Raw genomic sequence first — 24,510 nt, forward strand, 5'->3', positions numbered from 1 at the left:
AGCACGCTTTAACCACCACGTTAATTCGCTGTACACCGTTCAGCGGATGATGCTCCACTCGGACTCGATCGCGCCCGCAGCCATCGCGCACTCGCTGAACGGCGGCACCGGCTGCGCATCGGGCGCGCCGTGCCAGCGTACTTCGAAGCGCTCTTCCATCCGTTCCGGTCCCTTCGCCGCGCCCGCAATCGAGGCGAGCCTGCAACCCGCGGCCTGCATCGATTCAGCCAGCGTGTCCCGCGAAAAGACGCCTCTTTCATAAGTTATCCGGAGCTCCGCATGATTCTCGCGCGGTATGCGTCTTTCGACCTCCTTCAGAAACCAGAGCACGACGATCCCGAGCCCGAGTCCCGCCGCGCCGAGTCCAAGCTGACCGCCGCCGAAGCACAGTCCGACCACCGTCACGAACCATAACGTCGCCGCTGTCGTCACGCCTTTGACGAGGCCATCCTTGCGAAGAATCGCACCCGCGCCGATGAAGCCCACGCCCGACAGTATCCCGAGCGGCAGGCGCATCAGATCGATCTGCACGAACGAACCGGGCGTCTTGCCCGCCTGAGCAAGCAACGCGTTGACTTGCAGCATCGCGAGACACGCCGCGAGGCATACGAGCAGCGTGGTTCTCAATCCGGCGACCTTGCCCGATTCGCCGCGATTCAATCCGATGAGAATGCCGGCAAGCACCGCCAGCGATATTCGAATGCAGACATCCGGCCATTCGAGGGTGAGAGGCATGAGCGCCATCGTATGTGTCCTGAAGCAATCGTCCGCGTAAAGCGCTCTAGCAATCATCACGCCCGCATGGATTCATCGCACCTTGCAGCGATTGAAAGACAGCGGCATGGCCATTGCGCGCAAGCCAAACAAGGCGTGCATGCAATGCGGCGCATTCTTTCGATCGTGTTTTCCGGAGACTTCAATCATGGCTATTACCGTCGGCGATTTTCTGGTCGATCGCCTGCATGCATGGGGCGTGCGCCGCATTTACGGTTATCCCGGCGACGGCATCAACGGCGTATTCGGCGCGCTCAGTCGCGCGAAGGGCAAGATCGAATTCATTCAGGCGCGTCATGAAGAGATGGCTGCGTTCATGGCATCGGCACATGCGAAGTTCACCGGCGAGTTGGGCGTATGCATCGCGACATCCGGTCCGGGCGCGGCGCATCTCCTCACCGGTCTCTACGATGCGCGCCTCGATCACATGCCCGTTCTCGCCATTGCGGGGCAGCAGGCACGCGCCGCATTGGGCGGACACTATCAGCAGGAAGTCGATCTGCCCGCGATGTTCAAGGACGTCGCCGGCGCCTTCGTTCAACAGGCGAGCGTGCCCTCGCAGATTCGTCATCTCGTCGATCGCGCGGTGCGTATCGCGCTATCGGAGCGCAAGGTGACGGCGCTCGTGCTGCCCAACGATCTGCAGGATCTGGAATACGAGCCGCCGGGCCGCAAGCACGGCACACTGCATTCGGGCGTGGGCTATCGCGCACCGAAGACGGTGCCTTATGCCGACGATCTGCAACGCGCCGCCGATGTGCTCAACGCCGGCAAGAAGGTCGCGATTCTCGTCGGCGCGGGCGCGCTGGAAGCCACGGACGAAGTCATCGCTGTCGCGGACAAACTCGGCGCGGGCGTCGCGAAGGCGCTGCTTGGCAAGGCCGCATTGCCGGACGATCTGCCCTTCGTCACCGGATCGATCGGCCTGCTCGGCACCGAGCCGAGCTACAAGCTGATGACCGAATGCGACACGCTCTTCATGATCGGCTCGGGCTTTCCCTACGCCGAGTTCCTGCCGAAGGAAGGCGAGGCGCGCGGCGTGCAGATCGACCTCAAGGCCGACATGCTTTCGATCCGCTATCCGATGGAAGTGAATCTCGTCGGCGACAGTGCCGAGACCTTGCGCGCGTTGCTGCCGCTTCTGGAACAGAAGACGGATGGCGCGTGGCGTAAGGACATCGAAGGCTGGATGGACGACTGGTGGAAGAAACTCGAAAAGCGCGCGATAGAGCCTGCGAAAGCCGGCGTGAATCCGCAGCGCACGATCTGGGAGCTGTCGCCGCGCGTGCCCGCGAACGCCATCGTCACGAGCGATTCCGGTTCGGTCGCGAACTGGTACGCGCGCGATCTCAAGGTCAAGCGCGGCATGAAGTGCTCGCTCTCGGGCGGCCTCGCCTCGATGGGCGCGGCCGTGCCCTACGCGATCGCGGCGAAATTCGCGTATCCGGAGCGTCCGGTGATCGCGCTCGTCGGCGATGGCGCGATGCAGATGAACAACATGGCCGAGCTCATCACGGTCGCGAAGTACTGGAAGCAATGGTCGGATCCGCGCTGGATCTGCATGGTGCTCAACAACGAAGACTTGAATCAGGTGACGTGGGAACAGCGCGTGATGGAAGGCGATCCGAAGTTCGAGGCATCGCAGGACATTCCTTCGGTGCCTTATCACAAGTTCGCGGAATTGATCGGGCTGAAGGGCTTTTATGTCGACGATGCCGAGCGCATGGCCGCCGTGTGGGACGAAGCGCTCGCGGCGGATCGTCCCGTCGTGATCGAAGTGAAGGCCGATCCGAACGTGCCGCCGCTGCCGCCGCACATCACGATCGCGCAGGCGAAGGCTTTCGCGACCACGCTCATGAAGGGCGATCCGAACCAGAGCCATGTGATCGTCGATACGGCGAAGCAAGTGCTGGGCGCAGTGCTGCCGGGCCACAAGGACAAGTGATCGTCCATGCATCTGAGGATTCACGACGGCTCGGCATATCCGACCGTCGGCGGCGTGAATCCTTCTTTCACCATTCAGGCGATCGCGCGTTGCACGGCGGACAAAATCGAAGCGCTCGCCGCACGCGGGGAGTTATCGCGATGAGAAAGCCTCGGGTCGTGGTCATCACCGGAGCGAGCGCGGGCGTGGGCCGCGCGACGGCGCTCGAATTCGCCCGACGCGGCGTGGACGTCGCGATGATCGCGCGCGATCGGCAAGCGCTCGAAGACGCCGCCGCCGACGTGCGCGCGCTCGGCGTGCGTGCGCTGAGCATCGCGCTCGACGTGAGCGAAAGCGGCGCGCTCGACAGTGCCGCCGCGCGCGTCGAAGCAGAGCTCGGTCCCATCGACGTATGGGTCAACAACGCGATGCTGACCTCGTTCGCGCGCTTCGCCGATATGCCCGAACGCGATTTCAGGCGCATCACGGACGTCACGTATCTCGGCTTCGTGTGGGGCACGATGGCCGCGTTGAAACGCATGACGCCGCGCAATCGCGGCGTCATCGTGCAGGTCGGTTCGGCGCTCGCGTATCGATCGATTCCGCTGCAATCGGCCTATTGCGGCGCGAAGCACGCGATACGCGGGTTCACCGATTCGCTGCGTTGCGAGTTGCATCATGCCAAGAGCCGCATCCATCTGACGATGGTGCAGATGCCCGCGCTCAACACGCCGCAATTCGACTGGGCCAGGAGCGCGATGCCGCACGCGCCGCGTCCCGTCGCGCCGATCTACGAACCCGAAGTCGCAGCGCGCGCGATATGGTGGGCGGCCACGCATCGGCGGCGCGAGCTGTGGGTCGGCATGTCGTCGGTCAAGGCGATAGTTGCGAATGCAATCATCCCCGGTTTGCTCGATGTCTATCTCGGACGCACGGGCTTTCGCGCGCAGCAGGACCCCGCTCTCTCCAGCGGCGAACGTCCGGGCAATCTCTCGCAACCGGTCACTGAACTGCATCGGGTGCATGGGCGCTTCACGGACGAGGCGAAGCGCGCGAGCGCGTCGTTTTGGGTGGACACGCATCGCGGCCTGCTGCTTTGCGCGGGGCTCGGGCTGGGCGCCATCATCGCGCGCTTGATGCGTCGGCGCGCGTAATGACGATGACCGGCATTCGCTTCATGCGTTGTGATCGTGCGCGGTGATGCCATGACGCGCGCCATGCTTGCGCAGCGCGTCTTCGAAGAACGCGGGCGGCATTGGCTCCGGCAAGCCGTATTGCGGCTTCAGTTCGGCAAGCGCACGATCGAAGCGCACGAAGGTCGCGAAGTCGCGCGGATAACGCCGTGCATCGACACCGAGAAAGCGCCCTTCGCGTTTCGCCTTGGCGGTCAACGCGCGCCATTCGTCGATGCTCGTCACGCCGACGCCTTCGGTGCCATGCGAGAACAGCATCATGTCGATCTCGTCGAAGGACTCGCGTTCGAGAAAGCGGCGCAGCGTCTCTGCCGAAGGGTCGGTGCAGAAGACGAGCCAGAATGGGATCGCGCGCAATCGCAGCGTCGTGTACGGGTCCATCAGAAGGAATGAATCGACGACGAGCCGCTTGGACTCGATCCCCATCTCGCGATACCACGCGCGATACAACTCGGCCGTCGCGAAGCTGAACGCTTCCGGCTCTTCGAAGCGCCATTCGACGACGCGCCAGTTCTTCTGCTTCGCCAGCGCGACGATGGATTCGGTGAGCGCCACGTCATAGCCCCATTCGGCTTCGGGCGCGCGCAGGGTCGGCGCGGGCGCGTCCCATCGCGTGCGCTTCACGCCATAACGCGCGAGATAGCGCGCGACACGCGGCCCGCCTTCGAAGTACTCGCGCTCGGTCGCGCCGCCCAGCGCGCCGAACTGATAGAACGATCGGTCGCCGGTGCGCGTAACGGGCCAGTCGCGCGTGCATCGGACGATATGAAGCGTCGCGTCCGGCGCAAGACTGCGCAGCAGAAACTCGCGATACGCCAGCGGCAGCGCGCGCAGCTTCAACCGGAAGTAGCTCATCGCGGAGAGCATCAGCCGGTCCTGATTCGGATCCTGCATATGATGAATCGCGATGCGCGGATCGGCGCGAAGCAACGCATCGACGGCGGCGAGGCCGTCATCGAAGCCGCTTTGCGCATCGTCGGGATCGCTGAAGGGCGCGCGCACCGGGCACAGAAACGTCTGCGGCAGCCAGGGCACGCCGAGCGCCGCCGCAACGTGCATGAGCGCGCCATTCGACGAACCGATGAACGCGGCATCGTAGGTGCGCTGCGGGTAAAGCCCCGCGATCCATTCGCCGATGTCTTCCACATCGAGACGCCGCGCCTGCCGCGCCGTGATGCCCTCCGACATGCCGCCCACGGTGTACACCCATTCGCGGGCGCGCTTCGGCAGCAGGTTGATCGGCGGCATCAGGCTATCGAGCAGCGGCGACTGGCTCGGGCTGCTGAAGCGTTCGCCATGCAGACACGCGGCGAGCGCCTGCACCATGCCCGCGGCCGAATCGAAGCGGGCAATGCCGCGCGGTGGCTTCGTCATCTCGATGCGCCGCCCTGGAGAAGAAACGCGCGGATCGCGAGCGCGAAGCTATGCGGATAGACATAGTTGAGCGTGTGCGTGCCGCCGTCTATCGCCAGCAACGCGCCGTTCGGCACGCGCGCCGCGACTTCGCTCGCCCACGCGAGCGGCGCGACGGGATCGCGCGATCCGGCGACGACGAGCGTCGGCGCAACAATGCGCGACAGCTTGCGCTCGATGCGATCGCGCATGAGTTCGCGCATCGTCGCGAGCGCGCGCACCACGCCCGCTTTCGCATAATCGATGCGCCCGATCGGCGCCGACGATCTCGCCTGTTCGAGCCGTCCATTGCGCCAGTCGCGACAAACTTGCGTGAAGAGCGAGCGCGCATCGCGATCGACGGTCGGTCCTTGCAGCACGAGCCGGTCGACCGACTCGGGATAGCGCGCGGCGAAATCCGCGAGAATCTGGCAGCCGAAGGAATTGCCGATGAACATCGCCCGCTCGATGCCGCGCGCGCCGAGCCAGAGGCGCAACGCATCGGCGAGTTCGGGCACCGACAGCGCGCCGCCGCGCAGTTTGCTTTCGCCGAAGCCGGGCAGATCGGGCGCGTACACGTCGAAGTCGCTGCGCAACGCGAGCGCGAGCGGCTCCATGTAGCGGCTCGATATCACGAGACCATGCACGAGCACCACGGGCAGGCGCTTCGCGTGGCCACCTTCGCATGCCGCGTGACGCGAGAACATGCGATACGGTCCGGCCTGCGTGTAGCGCGCCGTTATGCCCTTGCGGGCGCTTTCATCGGAAAGTGCGGGCGTGCGCTTGAGGCGCGTCCATTCGATCGCCGCCCAGGCCACGAACGCGCACGCGCCGACGCCCGCGACGATGCGCCATGATGGCCGCGCGGCCGTCACGCGGCGGGATCGAGCGCGACCTTGATCCATCCCGGTTGCCTTTGATCGAATGCCTTGTATGCGTCGATGACGTTCATCATCGGCTCGCGTGTCGACAGCACGCGCAGCGGATCGAACGATCCGTTCCTCACGCGCTCGACGAGTCCGGGCGTCACCGCGCGATGATTGCAGTTGCCCATCTTGATGGTGAGATTCTTGTTCATCGCCACACCGAGCGGAAAGAAGCGGTCGTTCGGCGGATACACGCCGATCACGCCGAGCGTGCCCGCCTTCGCCAATGCAGCCACGCCCCAGTCGAGCGCCTGCGTGGGCGCATCGCCGGGAATCCAGTTGCCGTCGTGTTCGTTGCGCTGCGCCGTGACGGTCCTGCTTTCCGCTTCGCCCTGCTTGACGGCATCCTGCGATGCAGCCGGCCCGCCCTGCGCGTGCACTGCATCGACGCCCACGGCATCGATCACACGATCCACGCCGATGCCGCCCGTCAACGCGAGAATCGTTGCGACGGGATCCTCCTCGTCGAAGTTCACCGCTTCCGCGCCTTGCGCGCGCGCCATCGCGAGACGATCCGTCAGGCGATCCACGACGATCACGCGTCCCGCGCCGAGCATGAACGCACTCGCCACGGCGAACTGGCCGACCGGTCCCGCGCCGAACACCGCGACGGTATCGCCGTCACGCACCTCGGCAAGTTGCGCCCCGAAAAAGCCCGTCGGAAAGATATCGGACAGCAGGATCGCGCGTTCGTCGTCGATATTCTCCGGCAATTTGATGAGGCTCGCATGGGCTAGCGGCGTGCGCGCGTATTCGGCCTGCAATCCGTCGATCGGCCCCGTCGACTTCGGTCCGCCAAAGAACGCCGTGCCTGCCGCCGCGCCATTGGGATTCGCCGAGTCGCACTGCGCCGTGTAGCCCGTGCGGCAATACGAACAGCAGCCACACGAAATCGTCGATGGAATCAGCACGCGGTCTCCCGGCTTCAGGTTGCGCACGCCGCGACCGACCTGCTCGATCACGCCGACGCCCTCGTGGCCGAGTATCGTGCCCGGCACCATCCCTGGCAGCGTGCCGCGCACCATGTGCAGATCGGTGCCGCAGATCGCGCTCGCGGTCAGGCGCACGATCGCGTCCTGATCGTGACGAATCGAAGGGTCGGGCACGTTATCGAGCGATATATCGCCTATTCCATGAAACACAACCGCTTTCATTGCACACTCCTTGAATGGCCGGGTCCGTGTGCGATTTCAGCAATGGATGCGCCCGCGCACCGCATTAGGGACTTTCGTTTCAGCGAGAAGCAACAGCGGGTCCAGACCGGGTACGGCGCTTGCCCGCATGTTCGACACACATCGAGGAATGCGCCATGAATACGCTGCGCATCGACGATCTGCATCCGACGCAGGCGACGCACGGAGAACGGCAGGTCCGCCGCAAAGCCGAGGAATATCGCGCGCTGCGCGCACATGAACTGGCAATGTCGATAGCCGCGAAGCCGATTGCCGTCGTGCTCGGGCCGGGAGGCGAGCCGTATGTCATCGACCATCATCATGTGGCTTGCGCGCTGGCCCGCATCGGCGTGCAGGACGTGCCGTTCGTGCTGGTGCGGGACTTGTCGTCGTTATCGCGCGCGGCGTTCTGGCTGACGATGGAGAACGAGGCGTGGGTGCATCCCTACGACGCGGACGGCGGCCGCATCGCTTTCAAGGACATGCCGGTGCATATGCGGGACGCCATCGACGACGATTTTCGCAGCCTTGCGGCCTTCGTGCGCAGCGCGGGCGGCTACGAAAAAACCGACGTGCCGCTTGCCGATTTTCGCTGGGCGGACTTCTTTCGCGCGCACTTCCCGCGACCGCGCGCCGATGCGCAATTCGACGCGCTGCTCGAACGCGCCGCCGGTCTGGCCCGCAGCGACGCGGCTCTCGGCCTTCCCGGTTTCATCGGATGATCTTCAACGCGGATTCGCCGCAATGAAATTATTGAGCGCGGTATAGACGGGTTTCTTCGTCACGCCGTCGTTGAGCATGATGCCGTAAGGGCCCTGACCGGTGGGCGGATCGTCGTAAAGCTCGTAGACCTGTATCGACTGAATGTTGTATTGCGGCGCGATTGCGAGAAGCCTGCCCATCATGTCGTTGGCCATGTAAGTGGCCGCCTGATCGACGGTGCCGGGAAAGTCCGGACGCATGCCCACTTCGTTGATCCAGATCGGCTTGCCGAACGACAGCAGCGTGCCGACTACGTTGTAGCAGCGGATTCCGCATGCGTGCGTGATATCGCCCTGCTCCGAGTACCAGTGCCACGCGGTGATGTCCCACGTCACGATGGGATGTCCGCTCGTGCCGTCGGGTTGCGTGCCGTTGGCGAGCATCGTATCGAGGCCGAGGTGCATCCACGTATTGCCGCCGATGATGATCTTGCCGACAGCATCCACCGACTTGATGCCCGCGATCAACCCGCGGATCACGCCGCGCGCGATCCGATAACAATCGTTGTGGTAATCGGCCGGATTCACGCCGTCGACCGCACCGACGAGACATGTCGGTGCAAGTTCGTTGGTGACTTCGTAATAGGCATATTGCTGCACGCTGACGATTTGCTGAGCGAGCGTGAAGCTCGCCTGATAAGCCGAATTCTCATCGGCGAAGTTGAGGTCTTGCAGGATCACCGGATAAACCATCACGCCGGATTGCGCCATGATCTTCGCGAACTTCGCGAGATTTTTCGCGCCGGTTACGTTGGAAATGTCGTTGCGGTACATCGTCATGTTGAGGTCTTTCAGTTGCGCGGCTTGTTGCTCCGGCGTCGACGTCTGATATGGACCGACCCAGTTGGCATGACCGTTCATGCCATAAAACACGCTGCCCGCAGGCGCAATCACAGGCTTTGCGGTGCTGCTCGTGCCGCCGGGGCTGCTCGCCGCCGACGGCGCCGATGCAACCGCTGGCGCCGATGCAACCGCAGGCGCCGACGCTCCGCCGTCCGAAGGGCTCGACGCCGCTATGGGACTCGATGCACCCGAAGGACTCGATTGCGCGCCACCGGTCGTGCTCGCGCCGCCAGTTTCACCGCCGCCACCGCCGCCGCATGCGGCCAACAGAAGCGCGATCGCGAAACCCGGCCATATCGAAAGCCGCCCCGCTGAAATAATGCGCCGCGATTTGAAGATATGAGCAACGGATCGAATGAAAGTAATGGCTTTCATGGCGCGTTCGGAATATTCAAAATGAATATCGAGCGGCCGGTTCATTGCCGGAATTGAAACGCCCGCGTCGCGCGGCGAAATGCGAGCGCGAACAGGCACAGCCGCGTTCGACGAATGACGAACGCGGCCCCGCTTCGATACGAGAGATAAGACGACGCCCCACTGACCGATGCGCGCAAACGCGATGGCGCGAGCGTGGCAATCGCCGGACGCAACAAAGGGCCTTCGGGCTGCGTTTCAATCGAGCGCGCGAAGGAGAATCGGAAACCATCGAAAGACACGAACATGCATGGACATGCATGTCGCAAATACGTTAGTACATCATAACGTCGGTGCGCGCTTATTCAAGCATTGCGAGTGAATCGGCGAAGAATACTTATCGAATCGATAAGATCCATTGGACTGATGAAAACGCTTCGCGAAATAAAGCGCATTACATGCGTTGCGCCGTAAGGCTATCGTTGGGATCGTGGATTGCTCGGGGAACGAAGCCCCGCGCGCCCGTCTGGCGTGCCGGAACCTCACTGCGAGCCAATCTTTCAAGGAGATACATGCGGATGCCTGCTACGCACAAAGCGATCCATTGTGCCAGCCGGAGCACCCGCGCCATGATCGCTTTTCTCGCCGCATTCGTTTGTCACGCGAGCGCGCGCGCCGACGCGCCGCTCAATTACTTCCTCCACGCCGACGGTCCCGCCGCCACGCCGACGATGCGTCTCGGCTGGGCGCTCGCGGCACTGGCCGTCGCCGTCGCGCTGATCGTGAGCGTATTGCTCGTCGGCGCGATCATCCGCAAGCGTCCGCCGCCCACGAAGCGCGATGCATCGCACGTGCAGGGCGAAGGCGGCGGCATGCGCTGGGTCTGGATCGGCACGGGCATCTCGTCGGTCGCGCTTTTCGTCGCGCTCGCCTATGTGCTGGTGACGCTCGAATCGGTCGCGTCGCCGAGAAAGGAGCCCGCGCTGACCATCGCGGTCACGGCCTACGACTGGTGGTGGAAGATCGACTATGCGGGCGTGACCACGGCCAACGAGATTCACATACCGGTCGGCGAGCCTGTGAAAATCGAATTGCGCAGCGCCGATGTCATTCATGCGTTCTGGGTGCCGCGTCTCGCGGGCAAGACTCAGACGATACCGGGTGTCGTCAACGAGCAATGGATTCAGGCGGATCGCGCGGGCGTGTATCGCGGGCAATGCTCGCAGTTTTGCGGCGCGCAACACGCGCATATGGCCTTCGAAGTGATCGCGGAACCGCGTGCCCAATTCGATGCGTGGTACGCGGCGCAAGCGCGCCCGCATGCCGCCGACGCCACCGCGAGCGCCGGGCAGCGACTCTTTCTCGATCGCTGCGCGGGCTGTCACGCCGTGCGCGGCAGCGATGCGAACGGCACGCAAGCGCCCGATCTCACGCATCTGAATTCGCGCAGGCTCATCGCCGCCGGCACGTTGCCGAACACCGAATCGAATCAACTCGACTGGATACGCCATGCACAGCGCATCAAACCGGATTCGCTGATGCCATCGATCGCGCTCACAGCGGCCGAAGCCGCCGCGCTCTCCGCTTATCTTCGGACACTGCAATGACCGAACACGCCACGTCCCCGCCGCCGCTGCAACGCACGCTCGCGATCGGCCGCATCGAACCCGGCAGCGCCGAAGAACGCAAGCTGCGCGAGACATGGGAAACGCCACCGGGATGGCGCGGCTGGCTTTCGACCGTCGATCATAAAAGCATCGGCTTGCGCTATCTCCTCACCGCGTTTGCGTTTCTGATCGCGGGCGGCATCGAGGCGCTCATCATGCGCGTGCAGCTTGCGCGCCCGGACTCGACGCTGCTCACGCCCGAGCAATACAACCAGCTCTTCACGATGCACGGCGTGACGATGATCTTCCTTTACGCGTTGCCCGTGCTCTCCGGCTTCTCCAACTATCTGTGGCCGCTGATACTCGGCGCGCGCGACATGGCGTTTCCGCGCCTGAATGCGCTGTCGTACTGGATCTTTCTTTTCGCCGGACTCTTTCTGTATGCGAGCTTTCCGTTCGGCGAAGCGCCCAACGCCGGCTGGTTCAACTATGCGCCGCTTGCCGGTCTCACTTACAACACCGGTCCCAACATCGATGTCTATGCGCTCGGCATGGTGCTGCTCGGCATCTCGACGACAGTCGGCTCGATGAACTTCGTGGTCACGTTCCTGCGCATGCGCGCGCCGGGCATGTCGCTCGATCGCGTGCCGGTGCTCGTGTGGGGCACGCTCACCGCATCGGGCGGCAACCTGCTTGCAGTGCCATCGGTGAGTCTCGCGTTCTTTCTGTTGTGGCTCGACCGGCGCATCGGCACGCATTTCTTCGACGTCGTCAACGGCGGCCGCGCGCTGCTCTGGCAGCATCTCTTCTGGATCTTCGCGCATCCGTGGGTGTATGCCGTGGTGCTGCCCGCGATGGGCATCGTCTCCGATGCGCTCCCGGTCTTCTGCCGCAGGCCGCTGGTCGGCTATCTGCCGGTCGCGCTGTCGACTGTCGCGACGATGGTCATCGGCTTCGTCGTATGGATCCATCACATGTTCGCGACGGGCATTCCCGCGCTCGCGCTGTCGTTCTTCGGCGCGGCGAGCATGGTGATCGCGATACCGAGCGCGGTCGCGACGTTCGCATGGATCGCGACGATATGGACGGGACGTCCCGTGTTTCGCGTGCCTTTTCTGTATTTCGCGGGCTTCGTGTTTCTCTTCGTGATCGGCGGATTGTCGGGCGTGCTCACCGCAGCGGTGCCTTTCGACTGGCAACTCACGGATACCTATTTCGTCGTCGCGCATCTGCATTACGTGCTGCTCGGCATCAACGTGTTTCCCGTTATCGGCGGCATCTACTTCTGGTTCCCGAAATTCACCGGGCGCATGATGAGCGAGAGGATCGGGCGCATCGGCTTCTGGATTCTGTTCACGGGCTTCAATATCGCGTTCTTTCCGATGCACATCGCGGGCTTGCTCGGCATGCCGCGACGCATCTATACGTACGCGCCCGACATGGGCTGGAACACGGTCAACATGATTACGTCGATCGGCGCGTTCCTGTTCGCGTTCGGCGTGCTGATCTTCATGTGGGACTTCGTGTACAGCCTGCGGCGCGGTCCCGTTGCGGGCGATAACCCCTGGGATGCGCCCACGCTCGAATGGGCGACTTCATCGCCGCCGCCGCCGTATAACTTCGCGATCGCGCCGCGCATCGCGAGCCGTCATCCGCTATGGGAGGAACGCATTTCCGGCAAGATGCGTTCGCGGCTCGACGAAGGCTACATCCTCGACAAGGGACGCGAGGCGCTCGGCACCACCGCGCTCGACGGCGATCCCGACGTCATTCTCAAGATGCCGGAAGACTCGTATGCGCCTTTCTGGCTCGGCGTCGCGTCGCTGGTGTTCTTCTCGGGCCTCGCATTGACCGCATGGTGGCTCGCGGCGCTCGGGTTGATCGGATGCGGCGCGGCCATCGTCGTATGGTTGTGGCCGCGCCGCGAACTCGGCCAGCGCGACGATACGCCCGAGCCGCACGAAACCGGAGCGACACCATGAGCGATTTCGCGGAAGCGTTGCCCGAACGCGCGCGTCTGCCCATCGGCAGTCCGGGCGAACGCTCGGGCGGATGGTGGGGATGTCTCACGCTCGTCGCGACCGAAGCGGCGCTCTTCGGCTATCTGATCTTCTCGTATCTGTATCTCGCTTCGCAGACGACACAACACTGGCCGCCCGAAGGCATGCCGAAGCTCGGCCTCGGCATTGCGAACACCTGCATTTTGTTGTCGAGCAGCGTGTTCGTATGGGCAAGCGAGCGCTTCGTGCGGCGCGGAAAACGCGGCATGGGCGTGCTGATGCTCGCTATCGCGCTTGCGCTCGGGGCGATCTTCGTCGGCATACAACTCAAGGAATGGGCCGATCATCCCTACGGCCTGACGACGCATCTCTACGGCTCGCTCTACTTCACGATCACCGGCTTTCACATGATGCATGTGCTCGTCGGCCTCGTCGTGCTCGCGTTCCTGCTGCTATGGACCGCGCTCGGCTACTTCGACCGGGCGCGTTCGGCGGCGCTGACCATCGGCGGCTTGTATTGGCATTTCGTCGATGTCGTATGGCTCTTCATCTTCGCGACGCTGTATCTGTCGCCCTACGTGCTGGCGAAATGAAATGAACGACGCATCGCCCATCGACGAAAAGCGGCATCCCGTGCGTCCGGGCGGCATGGCGCTCGCGATCGGTCTCCTGCTCGCACCCGCCGCGTGGATGACGCAGACGACGCTCGCGCAGACCATCGCCGCGTGGGGCTGCTTCCCGCATGAGCGTCCGGTGAACGCGCCCGCGATGCCTTGGCTCGAGCACGGCATCGTGCTGCTGGCGCTGGTCGCGTTGCTGCTGGGCGTCGCGGGCGGCGTCGTCGCGTGGCGCAACTGGCGGCGTACGGGCGAGCTTGCATCGACGCTGAAAGAGCATGGAACGATCGACAGACATGCGGCCCGCGATGCGTTCATCGCGCGGGCGGGGGCGCTCGCGAGCGCGCTCTTCGTGTTCGCGCTGATCGCGACGGATCTCGCGTGGCTGCTCGTGTCGCCATGTGGAGGACGCTGATCGTGACGACGTTCGGACGCCGCGCGCTCTTCTGCGCTTTCACGCTGATCGCATCGATGCCGCTCGCTCGCGGACAGACGCCCGATCTCGTCACGCGCGGCGCGTATCTCGCGAAGGCCGCCGATTGCGCCGGCTGTCATACCGCGCCGCCCGCGCCCGGCAAACCGCAGCCGCATCCGTTCGCGGGCGGCCTGCCGATGGGCTCGCCCTTCGGCACGATCTGGTCGAGTAACATCACGCCGGACCCGCAACATGGCATCGGGCGTTATAGCTACGAGGACTTCGCGCGCGCGTTGCGTGAAGGCGTCGCGCCGGGCGGCAAGCATCTTTATCCGGCGATGCCTTATCCATCGTTCTCGAAGGTCAGCGACGGCGACATGCGCGCGCTCTATGCGTATTTCATGCACGGCGTGGAACCCGTCGCGCAAGCCGCGCCCGAAACGCATCTGCCGTTTCCGTTCAGCCAGCGCTGGGCGCTCGTCTTCTGGAATCTCGCCTTCAGGCCGACGGAACCGTTCACGCCCGATCCGAAGCGCGAAGCGCAATGGAATCGCGGCGCCTATCTCGTGCAATCGCTCGGGCACTGCGGCGCGTGCCATACGCCGCGCGGACCTGCCTATAACGAACGCGGCTATACCGAATCGTCGCGGACGTATCTCACGGGCGGCACCAACGATCACTGGTACGCGCCGAACCTGACCGGCGTATCGGGCGCGGGACTGGGCCGCATTGCACCCGACGACATCGCCGCGTTTCTCAAGACGGGGCACGGCGCGGGTCTCGCCACCTTCGGCAGCATGGTGCAGGTGGTCGAAGACAGCACGCAATATCTCGACGATCAGGATCTGCTCGCGATCGCGTCCTATCTGAAGAGCCTGCCGGCGAACGGAAACGGCGGCACCTACGATGCGCGCTCGCGCGCGGCGCAACAGAGCGTGGCCGCATTGCGCACCGGCGACGACGAGCGTCCCGGCGCGGGTCTCTATCAAAGCGCATGCGCGCGCTGTCACAAGAGCGACGGCGCGGGTGAAGCGTTCAAGTATCCGCGGCTTGCGGGCAATCCGGCCGTGCTGTCGGAGAAGCCCGATTCGCTCGTGCGGATGGTGCTGCAGGGCGGCAACGCGCCATCCACGGAACATGGGCCGCAGCCGAAGAAGATGCCCGCGTTCGCCGACAAGCTCACCGATACGGAAATCGCCCGCGTGCTGACCTTCGTCCGCTCGGCATGGGGCAACGATGCTTCGCCTGTCACGACGCGCGACGTGCGCAGCATGCGCGATGCGGTCTCGAAGCGCGCGCAACCTTGAATTGACGAAGCGAAAGTGACCGATTCACTGCGCCGCATCGGCGATTCGCGGCGCGTTGTACCATGGTTGACTGGACAAAATTTCCTACTACGCGAACGTCCGCCATGGCCAACACCAAAGCTTTAGAGGAACTCGCGCGTCTTGACCTGCATATCGAGAATTGCGGGCGGCGCATCGTCGAGCAGACGGAACGCCTCGAATCGCTCCGACAGTGCGGATGGAACACCGACGACTCGGAAAGCCTGTTGCGCAATCTCATCACCAGCCTGCGCGCGCTCGATCAGCTTCGCAAGACCGTGGTCAAGGAAGTCGACGAAGCGGACCACTGATCGCCATTTCCGCGCGGATTCCGCACGCCGTGTTTCGATTCCTGGAACGCTCGATGCTGACACGACCGCATGACCGCGCATGCGGTCGTCTTTCTAACCAGCACCGGAGTCGTGAATGAAAACACTCGTCAATGAAAGAGCGCGCAGCGCCGCTCGTACAGGCGCCCTCAGGGAAAGCCGGGCCACGGTCGTTCTTGAAGCGGCAGCGTAAGGAGCACGACATGAGCAATGCCACCGATAGCGGATACCCACGCCCGCCGATGCCGGCGCAACAGCAGGACAATCGCCCGGGACTCACCGGCCCGATGGACCCGCCGCCCGATCACGGCGAATCGAGCTACAAGGGCAGCAACCGGCTCGCCGGCAAAGTCGCGCTCATCACGGGCGCGGACAGCGGCATCGGCCGCGCGGTGGCGATCGCCTATGCGCGCGAAGGCGCGGACGTCGCCATCTCCTATCTCAACGAGCATGACGACGCCGAGGAAACGAAGCGCTGGGTCGAGAAAGCCGGACGCCGCGCGCTGCTTCTGCCCGGCGATATCACGGATCGCGAGCATTGCAAGCAGATCGTCGCGAAGACGGCCAAAACGTTCGGGCGCATCGACGTGCTCGTGAACAACGCGGCGTATCAGGCGACTTACGACAAGCTCGAAGACATCAGCGACGACGAATGGGACAAGACCTATTCGACGAATATCGGCGCGATGTTCCGCATCACGAAGGCCGCGCTCGCGCATATGAAAGAAGGCAGTTCGATCGTCAACACGACGTCCGTCAATGCCGATGCGCCGAATCCCGGACTGATCGCGTATGCGAGCACGAAGGGCGCGATCCAGAACTTCACGGGCGGGCTTGCGCAACTGCTGGCCGAGCGCGGCATACGCGCGAACTGCGTGGCGCCGGGGCCGATCTGGACGCCGCTGATTCCATCGACGATGCCGCCTTCGAGCGTCGAGAACTTCGGCAAGCAGGTGCCGATGAAGCGCCCCGGACAGCCTGCGGAACTCGCGGCGCCTTATGTGATGCTGGCATCGGACGAGGCGAGCTACATATCGGGCGCGACCATCGCGGTAACGGGCGGCAAGCCGATTATTTAGCGCGGCCGGGGCACAGCGAATGCTGTATTGAAAGCATGAAAGGCTTCGCGCAAACCCGCGCGAAGCCAATGACAAGAGCGGGCGATGAGCCCGAACAATCATGCAATCCGACATGTTGAAGCTGGCCCGTGAATCCGGAATGACCGTTCTGCTCGACGGCAGGATCGGACAGCAGGCGTACATGAGCGTCAGCGGATCGGCGGATGCGCTGCAAAAATTCGCTCACGACGCGCACGCTTCGCTATCCAGGGAGCCGCGACGCAAGGCACGCGCGGCACGCTCGCCCAGCCTCAATTCGCTCGTCATGGCGCGTATGCGCGAGTGCATCGCCGCACGCGCGTTTCGCGGCGTCGGCACGCTGCATCGCCGCCGGCAGACCCCGCGCGGAGCACGTCCTACGTTAAGATCCCGCTCTTCCACTGCGCGATGCGAGCCACAATGAGCGAGCGATGCTGCATCATGGCCGTCAGCGTGTCTTCGAGCGTGCTGAGCAGCCTGACCGCATCCGTCGTGTCGTGTCCGCCGGAGCGCAGTTGCTCGATGATCTTGCGCTGACGCTCGATGCGTTCCTTGCCTTCGTTGATATCGCGATCAGCCTGGACAAGCGCCAGGCTCTCCGCTTCGAGATCCATTCGATCCTCCGTTTCCCGTCAGTTCGTCAGTTCGCGGATGAAGATGCTGTCTGCACCGCTTCGCGCAACAATTCGACGAGACGTTCCGCTTCGTCGATGCGCGCCTGCTCGATTTTTATCTGATCTTCATTGCCCGACCGCTCCGCCCAGCGCTGCCGCTCTTTCGCAAAGATGACGCGCTCGTGCACCGCGCGCATGGCCGACCAGATCGCCGTCTCCGAACGCGCTTCGATGCCCTCCTCCAGCGACAGCCCGGTGAACGCATGTCCGGTATGGCAGCGATAGCGCATCGGATGATCGTCCTTGATGCGCCACAGCGCGCCGCCGCAATCGGGACATGTCAGCGCCGACCGCTCGCCGACTTCGTCGAGCGAATCGATATCCGACAGGCGGCTGGCTGCGAGGCGAGCCTCTTTCTCGAACACGTTCTTGTTCATCTGCGCTCCCTCGGAAGCTTCGTCGGACGACATCCCGTGCACCGCCGCCTGAATGCACCGCGAGAGTTCGCGCTCGACACACAGCAAGTCGGCGCCGCACGATTCGAGTGCGGCACGCGGCATGCTCGGCGCTTCGCAATCGTCCGGATTCTGCACGATGGCGAAACCGCGTTGGGCGCGGATGTTGGCGAGACCGGCGGCGCCATCGTCGAGATCGCCGCTCATCACGACGCCGACGACACGCGCCCCGTATTCCATCGCGGCACTGCGAAACAGCGGATCGGCGGCGGGCCGCGAGAAGTTTTCCTTCGCACCCTCGCTGAGCCACACGCGCCCTTTCGACAACACGAGATGCCGGTCCGGCGGCGCTACACGGATGGTTCCATGTTCGACCTTTTCGCCATGCGTTGCATAACGCGCGATCAACCGTCCCCAACTCGTGAGCAGGTCCGGCAGCATGCTGGCGTGACGGCCGATATGCAGCACGACGAACACCGCAGCCGGAAGATCGGCGGGAAGCGCGCTAACGAGCGCCCTAAGTCCCTGAAAACCGCCTCTCGATGCACCGATCACCACGATGTCCCGTTCAGCCATAGCGCCTCCTGTCTGATCTGGGAAGCAATCGGCGGACCGGCGCCGGTGCTTCAGCCGCCGCGCTCCTTCTCGCGCCCCGGCTCGAGCAATACATCGAGTGTATGAAGCAGCTCCGAAAAATCAACCGGCTTGGTCAGATGCGCGTCGAAGCCCGCCTGACGGGCCGCGCGCTTATCCTCGTCGCGGCCGAACCCCGTCAGTGCGATCGCCTTCACATCCGCGAGCGTCGTGTCTGCGCGCACGCGCCTGATGAACGTGTAGCCGTCGATGCCGGGCAACTGGATATCCGATATCACCGCATCCACGGAACCCTTGCCGAGCAGTTCGAGACCCTGCTCGGCGCTCGATGCGATCTGCACCGACGCCTGCTCGAGCTCGAGCAGCGCGGCGAACGATGCGGTCGCTTCGACGTCGTTGTCGACGAGCAAAAGGCGCGCGCCGCTGACGGGCCGCGCGCGGTCCTCGCTGCGCGGCGGCACGGCCTGTTGCGTCGCGGCGGCGGGCAGCCAGACCGAGACCGTCGTGCCGCGGCCGAGGCCATCGGAACGCGCCTCGATGCGCCCGCCGTGCATGTCGACGAGCTGCTTCGCGAGTGCAAGGCCGATGCCGAGCCCGGACGATGTCGGATTGCGCCCGCCTTGCCGGTACATGTCGAAGATATGCGGCAGCGCGGACGCCTCGATGCCCTGCCCGGTATCCACGACATCGATACGCACCATGCCGCCGTCGCGCGCGATCCGCAGATCGACGGAACCGCCGCGATCCGTGAACTTCAGCGCATTGGAAACGAGGTTCCAGAGAATCTGCTCGCAACGCACAGAATCGGCGAATGCGTAGATCGGCTCCGCGCGATTGCTCGCGAGCAGCGCGATTCCACGTTGCACGGCTTCCGTTTCGGCGACATCCGCGATGCGCGCGAGTACGCCCGCGACATCCACCGGCGCGATGCTCAGCGCGAGCTTGCCGGTGCGAACGCGCGAAAGATCCAGCAGATCGTCGATGATCTGCGCCTGCCCGCGCACCGCGCGGCGGATCGAATCGGCGGTTTCCTGCACCACTTCGATACCGCGCGTTTCCGGCAGGCGCGGCAGGATTTCCGCCTTCATGCCGATGAGATTCAGCGGATGCTTGAGTTCGTGCGACAGCATCGCGATGAAGTCGTCCTTCAACTGGTTCGACAGCGACGCCTTCTCGCGCTCGGCGTGCTCGTGCGCGAGCGCTTCGCGGTTGGCGTCCTCGCGCATTTTGCGCTCGGTCAGATCGCGCGCGATCTTCGCGTAACCCGTGAACGACGGATCGGAGATCGGCGTCACCACGCCGCTGCAATACACGCGGCGTTCGTCGCGCGTGATGTGCCAGCGTTCGTCGTCGGCGCGTCCGTCGCGTTCCGCGAGTTCGCGCTCGTTCGCCGGCACGTTCGCCGCGCGGTCTTCGGGCGAGTAGATGAGCGAGATGTTCCTCCCGACGACTTCCTTCTCCGAGAAGCCGAAGATGCGCTCCGCGCCCGCGTTCCAGGTGACGATCGTGCCGTTCGGATCCTGCACGATGATCGCGTAGTCGGCGGTCGATTGCGCGACGAGCCGCAGACGCTCTTCGCCGATGCGCGCCGTCTCTTCGGCCACATGCCGCGCCGTGACGTCGATGAGCGTGAGCACCGCGCCGTCGATGCGGTCATCGGCCGTGCGGTACGGCAAGAGGCGCATCAGATACCATTTGCCGTCGTGGCTCTCGACTTCGCGCTCGATGAGCTTGAGCGTATCGAAAGCCTGCTTCACGTCGTCCGCGAGCGAGGAATAGCGCAGCGAATGCGTGATGTCGAAGAGCGAGCGGCCGATATCGACGTCGATCAGCTTGAACACGCGCGTCGCGCTCGTCGTAAAGCGCTTGACGCGAATCTGCTTGTCGACGAACACCGTGGCGATTTCCGTCGCCGCGATGATGTTCTGCAGGTCGTCGTTCGCCTTCGCCGTGTCCTCGACGCGCGCCTGCAATTCGGCGTTGACCGTGGTCAGTTCCTCGTTCACCGATTGCAGTTCTTCCTTGCTGCTTTCGAGCTCTTCGGTCGCCGAGCGCAGCTCTTCGTTGATCGCCTGCAATTCCTCGTTCGACGCCTTCAGTTCCTCGACGGTCGTCTCATGCTGCTCGATCGTCGTCGCGAGTTGCTCGCGCGTGTGCTGCAGTTCGCGTTCCAGTTGCAACAAGAGCGGATCCTGGCCGCGTTGCTCGGGCAGTCCTTCGTCGGCCATGTGCTCTTGCACCTCGTCGAACAATACGAGGAAAAAGTCGGCGTTCACGCCGGTGTCATGAAATGGACGCACCGTCATGTTGACCCAGACGGCGCGGCCGTCCTGAGTCAGCTTGACGCGCCGCGCCTCGACGCTGCCGCCCGTCTGATGCGCGCGAAAGAGCGTCGTGCGCAGGTCGAGCCGCAACTCGGGCAGCACGAGCGCCATGATGTTTGAGGACAATTCGCCGCCGCCGTGCCGCAGGAATCGCCCGGCCGTCGTGGACAGATGCACGATGTTCGAATCGCGATCGACAACGACGCTAGGCGGCGCATATTCTTCCAGCACGCGCTGATGCAGCGCCGCGAAGGAGAAGCTGCGGCGCTCCGGCGTTTCGGGCCCGGCGGCCATGCTCACCGGCGCGGCGGTCGTCATCAGCTCTTCGCGCGGCCCGATGTTCGTGGGGCCGAGCGAAGGAAACGAGACCGGCGGCTTCACGCGGTTCAGCACGGTGCGCGCGCGATAGATGCGGCTCTTCTTGTCCACGATGGTGAAAAGATCGTCGGCGGTATCGGCGGATTCGGCCGTGCCGAGAAAGAGATAACCGCCCGCCCGCAGCGCGAAGTGAAAGAGCTCGAGCACTTGCCGCTGCACCGCGCGATCGAGATAGATCAGCACGTTGCGGCAGGAGATCAGATCGAGATGCGAAAACGGCGGATCGCGCAGCAGGCTGTGCGCGGCGAACAGAATGCGCTCGCGCACCGATTTGACGATCTGGTAGCGTCCGCCTTCGTGCTTGAAATAGCGGCGCAAAAGCTCAGACGAGATATCGGTCGCGATCGAGCCGAGATAGGAGCCGCTGCGCGCCTGCGCGATGGCGGGCTCGTCGATATCGGTGGCGAAGATCTGATAGGTCGCCTCGAAACCGGCGGTTTCGCGTGCCTGCGCGAGCATGATCGCGAGCGAATAGGCTTCCTCGCCGGTCGAGCAGCCGGGCACCCACACGCGTATCTGCGACTCGCCCTTGGTCGCGTCGAGCAACTGCGGCACGACATCGCGCCGCAGCGCGTCGAACGCCTCGCGATCGCGAAAGAACTGCGTCACGCCGATCAGCATGTCGGCGAGCAGCGACGTGGTCTCGTCCGGATTCGAGCGCAGATGATCGCGGTATGCGCCGATATCGCGCAGCCCGTTCACCTGCATGCGCCGCTCGATGCGCCGCAGGATGGTCGCGCGCTTGTAATGACGGAAATCGTGTCCGGTGCGAACGCGCAGCTGCATGAGGATATCGCCCAGCGCGCGCTCGGCGCTGCCCGCCGTGGGCGGCGTTTCCTTCTCGGCCGCTTCGTTGGCCTCGGCGATCGGCAGGTGGATTTTCTTGGCGTTGTTCCAGAGATCCAGCAGCTTCTCGGGCATCTCCGCCGCCGGCAGGATGAAATCGACCTGGCGCGTGGTGATCGCGTGTTGCGGCATTTCGGCGAAATGCGCGTCTTCCGGTTTCTGCGCGACGGTGATGCCGCCCATCTCCTTGATGCGCGAGAGTCCCGCCGCGCCATCGGAGCCCGAGCCGGACATCACGATGCCGATCGAACGCGTGCCGTGCGCCGAGGCGAGCGTGGCGAAAAAGTGGTCGATGGTCGTGGGCGCGCCGTTGGCGGCGCGATCCACCGCACGAAGATGACCCTCCGACATTTCCAGATGCTTGTCGGGCGCGTTGATATAGATATGATTCTTCTCGATGGCCGTGGTCGCGGAGACCTGCTTGACCGGCATGTCCGTCACGCGTTGCAGGACTTCATCGGCGCGGCTCAGGCGATCCGCCGGCAAATGCACGATGACCACGAACGCCATGTCCATTTCGGCCGGCGCGTTATCGAAGAAATTGAGCAATGCTTCGATGCCGCCCGCGGACGCGCCCATGCCGACTACGGCGAAAGGCAAGGGTTCGAAGTTCTCGGATGCCGCCGCCTTCGATCGACTGCTGGTCATGTCTCCGAATCCTCCGGGTTCATCCCTTGTTTCCGATCACCGCGCATATTGTTTGAGTTCACTCGTGAGCCATGTCGTTGTAATGAAAACGCGGCGCGGGACGCGCGTCGCGCCTCTTGAGGCATCGATTGTAGTGTACGCAACGCGACCATTCGGCGCGCGGGTTTCAATTCGACGCGTTTGGCACGCGTCGTCAGACATGGAAGCATAAAACCGGCCGCTGCGTCAGGACACGCAGGGAGAGAAACGTCGCCCGGAGACGAACCGTGCGTCGCGCTACTTCGCGTCGTTGGCGGCGAGCGGCTCGGGTCCGTCCGGAGCCTCGATGACCGCATGCACCGCGCGCTCTTGCGGCGGAGCGGCGTGCGCGTTGCGCAAGCGCATGATGGTCTGCCGCGACGTGTTGAGCGAGCGGGCGATCTCGGTCACGGTGAGGCCGGCGTCGAGACCGAGCATCGCCTGACGTTGCTGCGCTTCAGAAAGCGAACTCGGGCGGCCCTGCGCGACGCCACGCTCCTTGGCGGCGCTCGCCGCCTCGCGCGCGCGGCTGCGGCGCGTGACGCGTTCGAGCTCTTCCGCGAGCCGCAGCGTCTCAACGAACGCGAGACCTTCCTTCGAGCACAGATCGCTCTTGCCGTACGCGAGACAGATCGTGGCGATGCCGCGCCGCTCCAGCAGGCCGATCGTCGCGACGACGTCCTGCACGCTGTTGCCGAGACACCAGAGTCTCGTCGTGATCATCGTGTCGCCCGCCTGCAGCCGTCGCAACGCGCGCTGGAACGCGGGGCGCGCAGCCGCGGCGATCGTGCAGCTGCAGCGCTCGACGAAGACCGCGCTCATATCGACGAGAAAACCCGCGGAGTCTATCTCCAGCAAGTCGCGCTCGTGGGTCGGTACACCTCTGCTTTCCTCGAAAACGTATACGACGGTTGCCATCGGTTCGGCCTTTTTCCGGTGCAAAGATCGTGCGCGAGCCATAACGGACAGACGCACGGATGCCTGCAGTATGACAGTCCGAAACGCGCGTTCAAGGTACGAAACCCGTTATTTTCGGACTTTCGGACGCAGTCGAAGGAACGAGCGGGATCCCGCTCGACTTGTTTCGAAACGATGCGAACGATCGTTTCAGGCGGCGGCTGCGGAATGCCACAGACGGCGGTCCACCTCGTCCTTGCCCGCGACGAGCGCGAACGCACGGGCTTCCTCGACGGACGCGAAATGTCCAAGCACGCCCGTCGCGCGCTGGAGCCCTCCGGTGTCGGAGATGATCGTCATCGCGGCGTAGAGACCGCCGTCGAATGCGGCCATCGGCATGATGACGAAGCCGCGATAGGTGACCTGAGGCTGGTTCATGGCGTGCCCTCTCACCATAATCAAATATCGTACGAAAGTAATCCCTTTAGGCGGCACGACCGTACGTTCACAACTCCGGGCGCGCCAGGTCGGCCTTCACGAGCTCGTCGCCTCGGTCGAGCGCGGCGGCGACCGCGGCCGCCTTCGACGGAAACGGACCGATGCTGTCGGCGCCGTCGAATGGAAACAGCAGCTTGCCGTCGGTTTTGCGCACGACCTTGAGCGTGCCGAAAAAACCGCTTGCGCTGCTGCCCCGGTACGAGGCGTAAATTTGAAAGTCGTCCTCGCTGGTTCCGGGCGTAGGCGTCATCGTGCGCGTCGGATACAGGACCAGCTTAGGGCGTCGGCCGCTCGATTGATTCACTGGAATCACCGCTTCTCATGTCGATGATTCATTGTGGGACACCGCACATGCGCTCATCGTGTACTTAACGCATCCCTTCGCGCCGCTGTTGCGAAGGGGGTCGACGGCATGTCCATTGCTGCATGCCAAGACCCGAAAACCGGGCGACTTGCGCATAAACCGTGCGAAGTCCCGATGCCCGAGACCGATAACAAGAACGATGAAG

General features: G+C 64.0%; 22 protein-coding genes and 1 pseudogene. 12 read left to right on the forward strand and 11 right to left on the reverse strand.

Features of this window, described 5'->3' with window-relative positions; genetic code table 11:
* Positions 1–39: 39 nt before the first annotated feature.
* The gene (locus BG60_RS00130; protein WP_008345940.1) at positions 40–744 is read right to left on the reverse strand and encodes an MgtC/SapB family protein; all 705 of its coding nucleotides are present in this window, start codon (positions 742–744) and stop codon (positions 40–42) included.
* A 178-nt stretch (positions 745–922) separates the two neighbouring features.
* Between BG60_RS00130 and BG60_RS00135 the strand changes: the two genes are divergently transcribed.
* The 3 genes and pseudogenes from BG60_RS00135 to BG60_RS00140 all read left to right on the forward strand — a co-directional run bounded on the left by BG60_RS00135 (position 923) and on the right by BG60_RS00140 (position 3,852).
* On the forward strand, positions 923–2,719 hold the full coding sequence (locus BG60_RS00135; RefSeq protein WP_008345941.1) for a thiamine pyrophosphate-requiring protein: 1,797 nt from the start codon (positions 923–925) through the stop codon (positions 2,717–2,719).
* Between the two features lie 9 nt (positions 2,720–2,728).
* Positions 2,729–2,863 (forward strand): annotated as a pseudogene (locus BG60_RS38040) (hypothetical protein); the annotation flags it as partial.
* Positions 2,860–3,852 (forward strand): SDR family oxidoreductase, encoded by a 993-nt coding sequence (locus tag BG60_RS00140; RefSeq protein ID WP_033536883.1) that lies wholly within the window; start codon positions 2,860–2,862, stop codon positions 3,850–3,852. The pseudogene BG60_RS38040 and the gene BG60_RS00140, both read left to right, overlap by 4 nt.
* A gap of 21 nt (positions 3,853–3,873) precedes the next feature.
* Here the strand turns inward: BG60_RS00140 and BG60_RS00145 are convergent, their stop codons facing one another.
* The 3 genes from BG60_RS00145 to BG60_RS00155 are packed head-to-tail and all read right to left on the reverse strand — an operon-like array spanning position 3,874 to position 7,363.
* Entirely contained in the window at positions 3,874–5,265 is a 1,392-nt protein-coding gene (locus BG60_RS00145) for a hypothetical protein (RefSeq protein WP_034470044.1), read from the reverse strand.
* On the reverse strand, positions 5,262–6,188 hold the full coding sequence (locus tag BG60_RS00150; protein WP_008345945.1) for an alpha/beta fold hydrolase: 927 nt from the start codon (positions 6,186–6,188) through the stop codon (positions 5,262–5,264). The genes BG60_RS00145 and BG60_RS00150 overlap by 4 nt, the downstream gene beginning before the upstream one ends.
* Positions 6,155–7,363 (reverse strand): zinc-dependent alcohol dehydrogenase, encoded by a 1,209-nt coding sequence (locus BG60_RS00155; protein ID WP_034470047.1) that lies wholly within the window; start codon positions 7,361–7,363, stop codon positions 6,155–6,157. The genes BG60_RS00150 and BG60_RS00155 overlap by 34 nt, the downstream gene beginning before the upstream one ends.
* Before the next feature lie 155 nt (positions 7,364–7,518).
* Between BG60_RS00155 and BG60_RS00160 the strand changes: the two genes are divergently transcribed.
* Positions 7,519–8,103 (forward strand): ParB-like protein, encoded by a 585-nt coding sequence (locus tag BG60_RS00160; protein ID WP_008345947.1) that lies wholly within the window; start codon positions 7,519–7,521, stop codon positions 8,101–8,103.
* Positions 8,104–8,106: 3 nt separating this feature from the next.
* On the opposite strand, the gene BG60_RS00165 is transcribed toward BG60_RS00160, so the two are convergent.
* Positions 8,107–9,360: a hypothetical protein gene (locus BG60_RS00165; RefSeq protein ID WP_241484840.1), complete on the reverse strand. Its 1,254-nt coding sequence runs from the start codon at positions 9,358–9,360 to the stop codon at positions 8,107–8,109.
* Between the two features lie 608 nt (positions 9,361–9,968).
* Between BG60_RS00165 and coxB the strand changes: the two genes are divergently transcribed.
* The 8 genes from coxB (at position 9,969) to BG60_RS37795 (ending at position 17,153) form a co-directional block, all read left to right on the forward strand.
* Positions 9,969–10,946: a cytochrome c oxidase subunit II gene (gene coxB, locus BG60_RS00175; protein WP_008345950.1), complete on the forward strand. Its 978-nt coding sequence runs from the start codon at positions 9,969–9,971 to the stop codon at positions 10,944–10,946.
* Positions 10,943–12,928, forward strand: coding sequence for a cytochrome c oxidase subunit I (gene ctaD, locus BG60_RS00180; RefSeq protein ID WP_008345951.1), 1,986 nt, complete (start codon positions 10,943–10,945; stop codon positions 12,926–12,928). Before coxB ends, ctaD begins: the two co-directional genes overlap by 4 nt.
* A complete protein-coding gene (locus BG60_RS00185) occupies positions 12,925–13,539 on the forward strand; it encodes a cytochrome c oxidase subunit 3 (protein ID WP_008345952.1) in 615 nt (204 codons plus the stop codon). Before ctaD ends, BG60_RS00185 begins: the two co-directional genes overlap by 4 nt.
* 1 nt (position 13,540) lies before the next feature.
* Positions 13,541–13,978 carry a hypothetical protein gene (locus BG60_RS00190; RefSeq protein ID WP_008345953.1) on the forward strand — a complete coding sequence of 146 codons (438 nt, stop codon included), beginning with the start codon at positions 13,541–13,543 and terminating at the stop codon, positions 13,976–13,978.
* The gene (locus BG60_RS00195; RefSeq protein WP_034470050.1) at positions 13,963–15,285 is read left to right on the forward strand and encodes a c-type cytochrome; all 1,323 of its coding nucleotides are present in this window, start codon (positions 13,963–13,965) and stop codon (positions 15,283–15,285) included. Before BG60_RS00190 ends, BG60_RS00195 begins: the two co-directional genes overlap by 16 nt.
* A 104-nt stretch (positions 15,286–15,389) precedes the next feature.
* Positions 15,390–15,614: a hypothetical protein gene (locus tag BG60_RS00200; RefSeq protein ID WP_008345955.1), complete on the forward strand. Its 225-nt coding sequence runs from the start codon at positions 15,390–15,392 to the stop codon at positions 15,612–15,614.
* Positions 15,615–15,835: 221 nt separating this feature from the next.
* Complete coding sequence (locus BG60_RS00205) at positions 15,836–16,711, forward strand: glucose 1-dehydrogenase (RefSeq protein WP_008345956.1); 876 nt, start codon at positions 15,836–15,838, stop codon at positions 16,709–16,711.
* A 100-nt stretch (positions 16,712–16,811) separates the two neighbouring features.
* On the forward strand, positions 16,812–17,153 hold the full coding sequence (locus tag BG60_RS37795) for a hypothetical protein (RefSeq protein WP_081851799.1): 342 nt from the start codon (positions 16,812–16,814) through the stop codon (positions 17,151–17,153).
* Here the strand turns inward: BG60_RS37795 and BG60_RS00210 are convergent.
* From BG60_RS00210 to BG60_RS00235, 6 genes are all read right to left on the reverse strand, one after another.
* Complete coding sequence (locus BG60_RS00210; protein ID WP_008345957.1) at positions 17,107–17,343, reverse strand: hypothetical protein; 237 nt, start codon at positions 17,341–17,343, stop codon at positions 17,107–17,109. The genes BG60_RS37795 and BG60_RS00210 overlap by 47 nt on opposite strands.
* A 26-nt stretch (positions 17,344–17,369) precedes the next feature.
* Entirely contained in the window at positions 17,370–18,374 is a 1,005-nt protein-coding gene (locus BG60_RS00215) for a chemotaxis protein CheB (protein ID WP_008345959.1), read from the reverse strand.
* 50 nt (positions 18,375–18,424) lie between these two features.
* The gene (locus BG60_RS00220) at positions 18,425–22,588 is read right to left on the reverse strand and encodes a CheR family methyltransferase (protein WP_008345961.1); all 4,164 of its coding nucleotides are present in this window, start codon (positions 22,586–22,588) and stop codon (positions 18,425–18,427) included.
* 276 nt (positions 22,589–22,864) lie between these two features.
* On the reverse strand, positions 22,865–23,524 hold the full coding sequence (locus tag BG60_RS00225) for a recombinase family protein (protein ID WP_051078960.1): 660 nt from the start codon (positions 23,522–23,524) through the stop codon (positions 22,865–22,867).
* A 189-nt stretch (positions 23,525–23,713) separates the two neighbouring features.
* Positions 23,714–23,941, reverse strand: a complete 228-nt coding sequence (locus BG60_RS00230; RefSeq protein ID WP_034470053.1) for a hypothetical protein — start codon at positions 23,939–23,941, stop codon at positions 23,714–23,716.
* A 67-nt stretch (positions 23,942–24,008) separates the two neighbouring features.
* Entirely contained in the window at positions 24,009–24,251 is a 243-nt protein-coding gene (locus BG60_RS00235; RefSeq protein WP_033536913.1) for a DUF6723 family protein, read from the reverse strand.
* Positions 24,252–24,510: the final 259 nt, after the last annotated feature.

It is taken from the genome of Caballeronia zhejiangensis (assembly GCF_000698575.1).
GTDB lineage: Bacteria > Pseudomonadota > Gammaproteobacteria > Burkholderiales > Burkholderiaceae > Caballeronia > Caballeronia zhejiangensis.

Bases quoted from the DNA above. Each gene is read 5' to 3' on its own strand.
- BG60_RS00200 (WP_008345955.1), top strand. From the start codon at position 15,390: ATGGCCAACACCAAAGCTTTAGAGGAACTCGCGCGTCTTGACCTGCAT.
- BG60_RS00165 (WP_241484840.1), bottom strand. From the start codon at position 9,360: ATGAAAGCCATTACTTTCATTCGATCCGTTGCTCATATCTTCAAATCG.
- BG60_RS00130 (WP_008345940.1), bottom strand. From the start codon at position 744: ATGGCGCTCATGCCTCTCACCCTCGAATGGCCGGATGTCTGCATTCGA.
- BG60_RS00235 (WP_033536913.1), bottom strand. From the start codon at position 24,251: ATGACGCCTACGCCCGGAACCAGCGAGGACGACTTTCAAATTTACGCC.
- BG60_RS00230 (WP_034470053.1), bottom strand. From the start codon at position 23,941: ATGAACCAGCCTCAGGTCACCTATCGCGGCTTCGTCATCATGCCGATG.
- BG60_RS00220 (WP_008345961.1), bottom strand. From the start codon at position 22,588: ATGACCAGCAGTCGATCGAAGGCGGCGGCATCCGAGAACTTCGAACCC.
- BG60_RS00185 (WP_008345952.1), top strand. From the start codon at position 12,925: ATGAGCGATTTCGCGGAAGCGTTGCCCGAACGCGCGCGTCTGCCCATC.
- BG60_RS00190 (WP_008345953.1), top strand. From the start codon at position 13,541: ATGAACGACGCATCGCCCATCGACGAAAAGCGGCATCCCGTGCGTCCG.
- BG60_RS00155 (WP_034470047.1), bottom strand. From the start codon at position 7,363: ATGAAAGCGGTTGTGTTTCATGGAATAGGCGATATATCGCTCGATAAC.
- BG60_RS00145 (WP_034470044.1), bottom strand. From the start codon at position 5,265: ATGACGAAGCCACCGCGCGGCATTGCCCGCTTCGATTCGGCCGCGGGC.
- ctaD (WP_008345951.1), top strand. From the start codon at position 10,943: ATGACCGAACACGCCACGTCCCCGCCGCCGCTGCAACGCACGCTCGCG.
- BG60_RS00215 (WP_008345959.1), bottom strand. From the start codon at position 18,374: ATGGCTGAACGGGACATCGTGGTGATCGGTGCATCGAGAGGCGGTTTT.
- BG60_RS00150 (WP_008345945.1), bottom strand. From the start codon at position 6,188: ATGGATCAAGGTCGCGCTCGATCCCGCCGCGTGACGGCCGCGCGGCCA.
- BG60_RS00160 (WP_008345947.1), top strand. From the start codon at position 7,519: ATGAATACGCTGCGCATCGACGATCTGCATCCGACGCAGGCGACGCAC.
- BG60_RS00140 (WP_033536883.1), top strand. From the start codon at position 2,860: ATGAGAAAGCCTCGGGTCGTGGTCATCACCGGAGCGAGCGCGGGCGTG.
- BG60_RS00195 (WP_034470050.1), top strand. From the start codon at position 13,963: ATGTGGAGGACGCTGATCGTGACGACGTTCGGACGCCGCGCGCTCTTC.
- BG60_RS00225 (WP_051078960.1), bottom strand. From the start codon at position 23,524: ATGGCAACCGTCGTATACGTTTTCGAGGAAAGCAGAGGTGTACCGACC.
- BG60_RS37795 (WP_081851799.1), top strand. From the start codon at position 16,812: ATGCAATCCGACATGTTGAAGCTGGCCCGTGAATCCGGAATGACCGTT.
- BG60_RS00210 (WP_008345957.1), bottom strand. From the start codon at position 17,343: ATGGATCTCGAAGCGGAGAGCCTGGCGCTTGTCCAGGCTGATCGCGAT.
- BG60_RS00135 (WP_008345941.1), top strand. From the start codon at position 923: ATGGCTATTACCGTCGGCGATTTTCTGGTCGATCGCCTGCATGCATGG.
- coxB (WP_008345950.1), top strand. From the start codon at position 9,969: ATGATCGCTTTTCTCGCCGCATTCGTTTGTCACGCGAGCGCGCGCGCC.
- BG60_RS00205 (WP_008345956.1), top strand. From the start codon at position 15,836: ATGAGCAATGCCACCGATAGCGGATACCCACGCCCGCCGATGCCGGCG.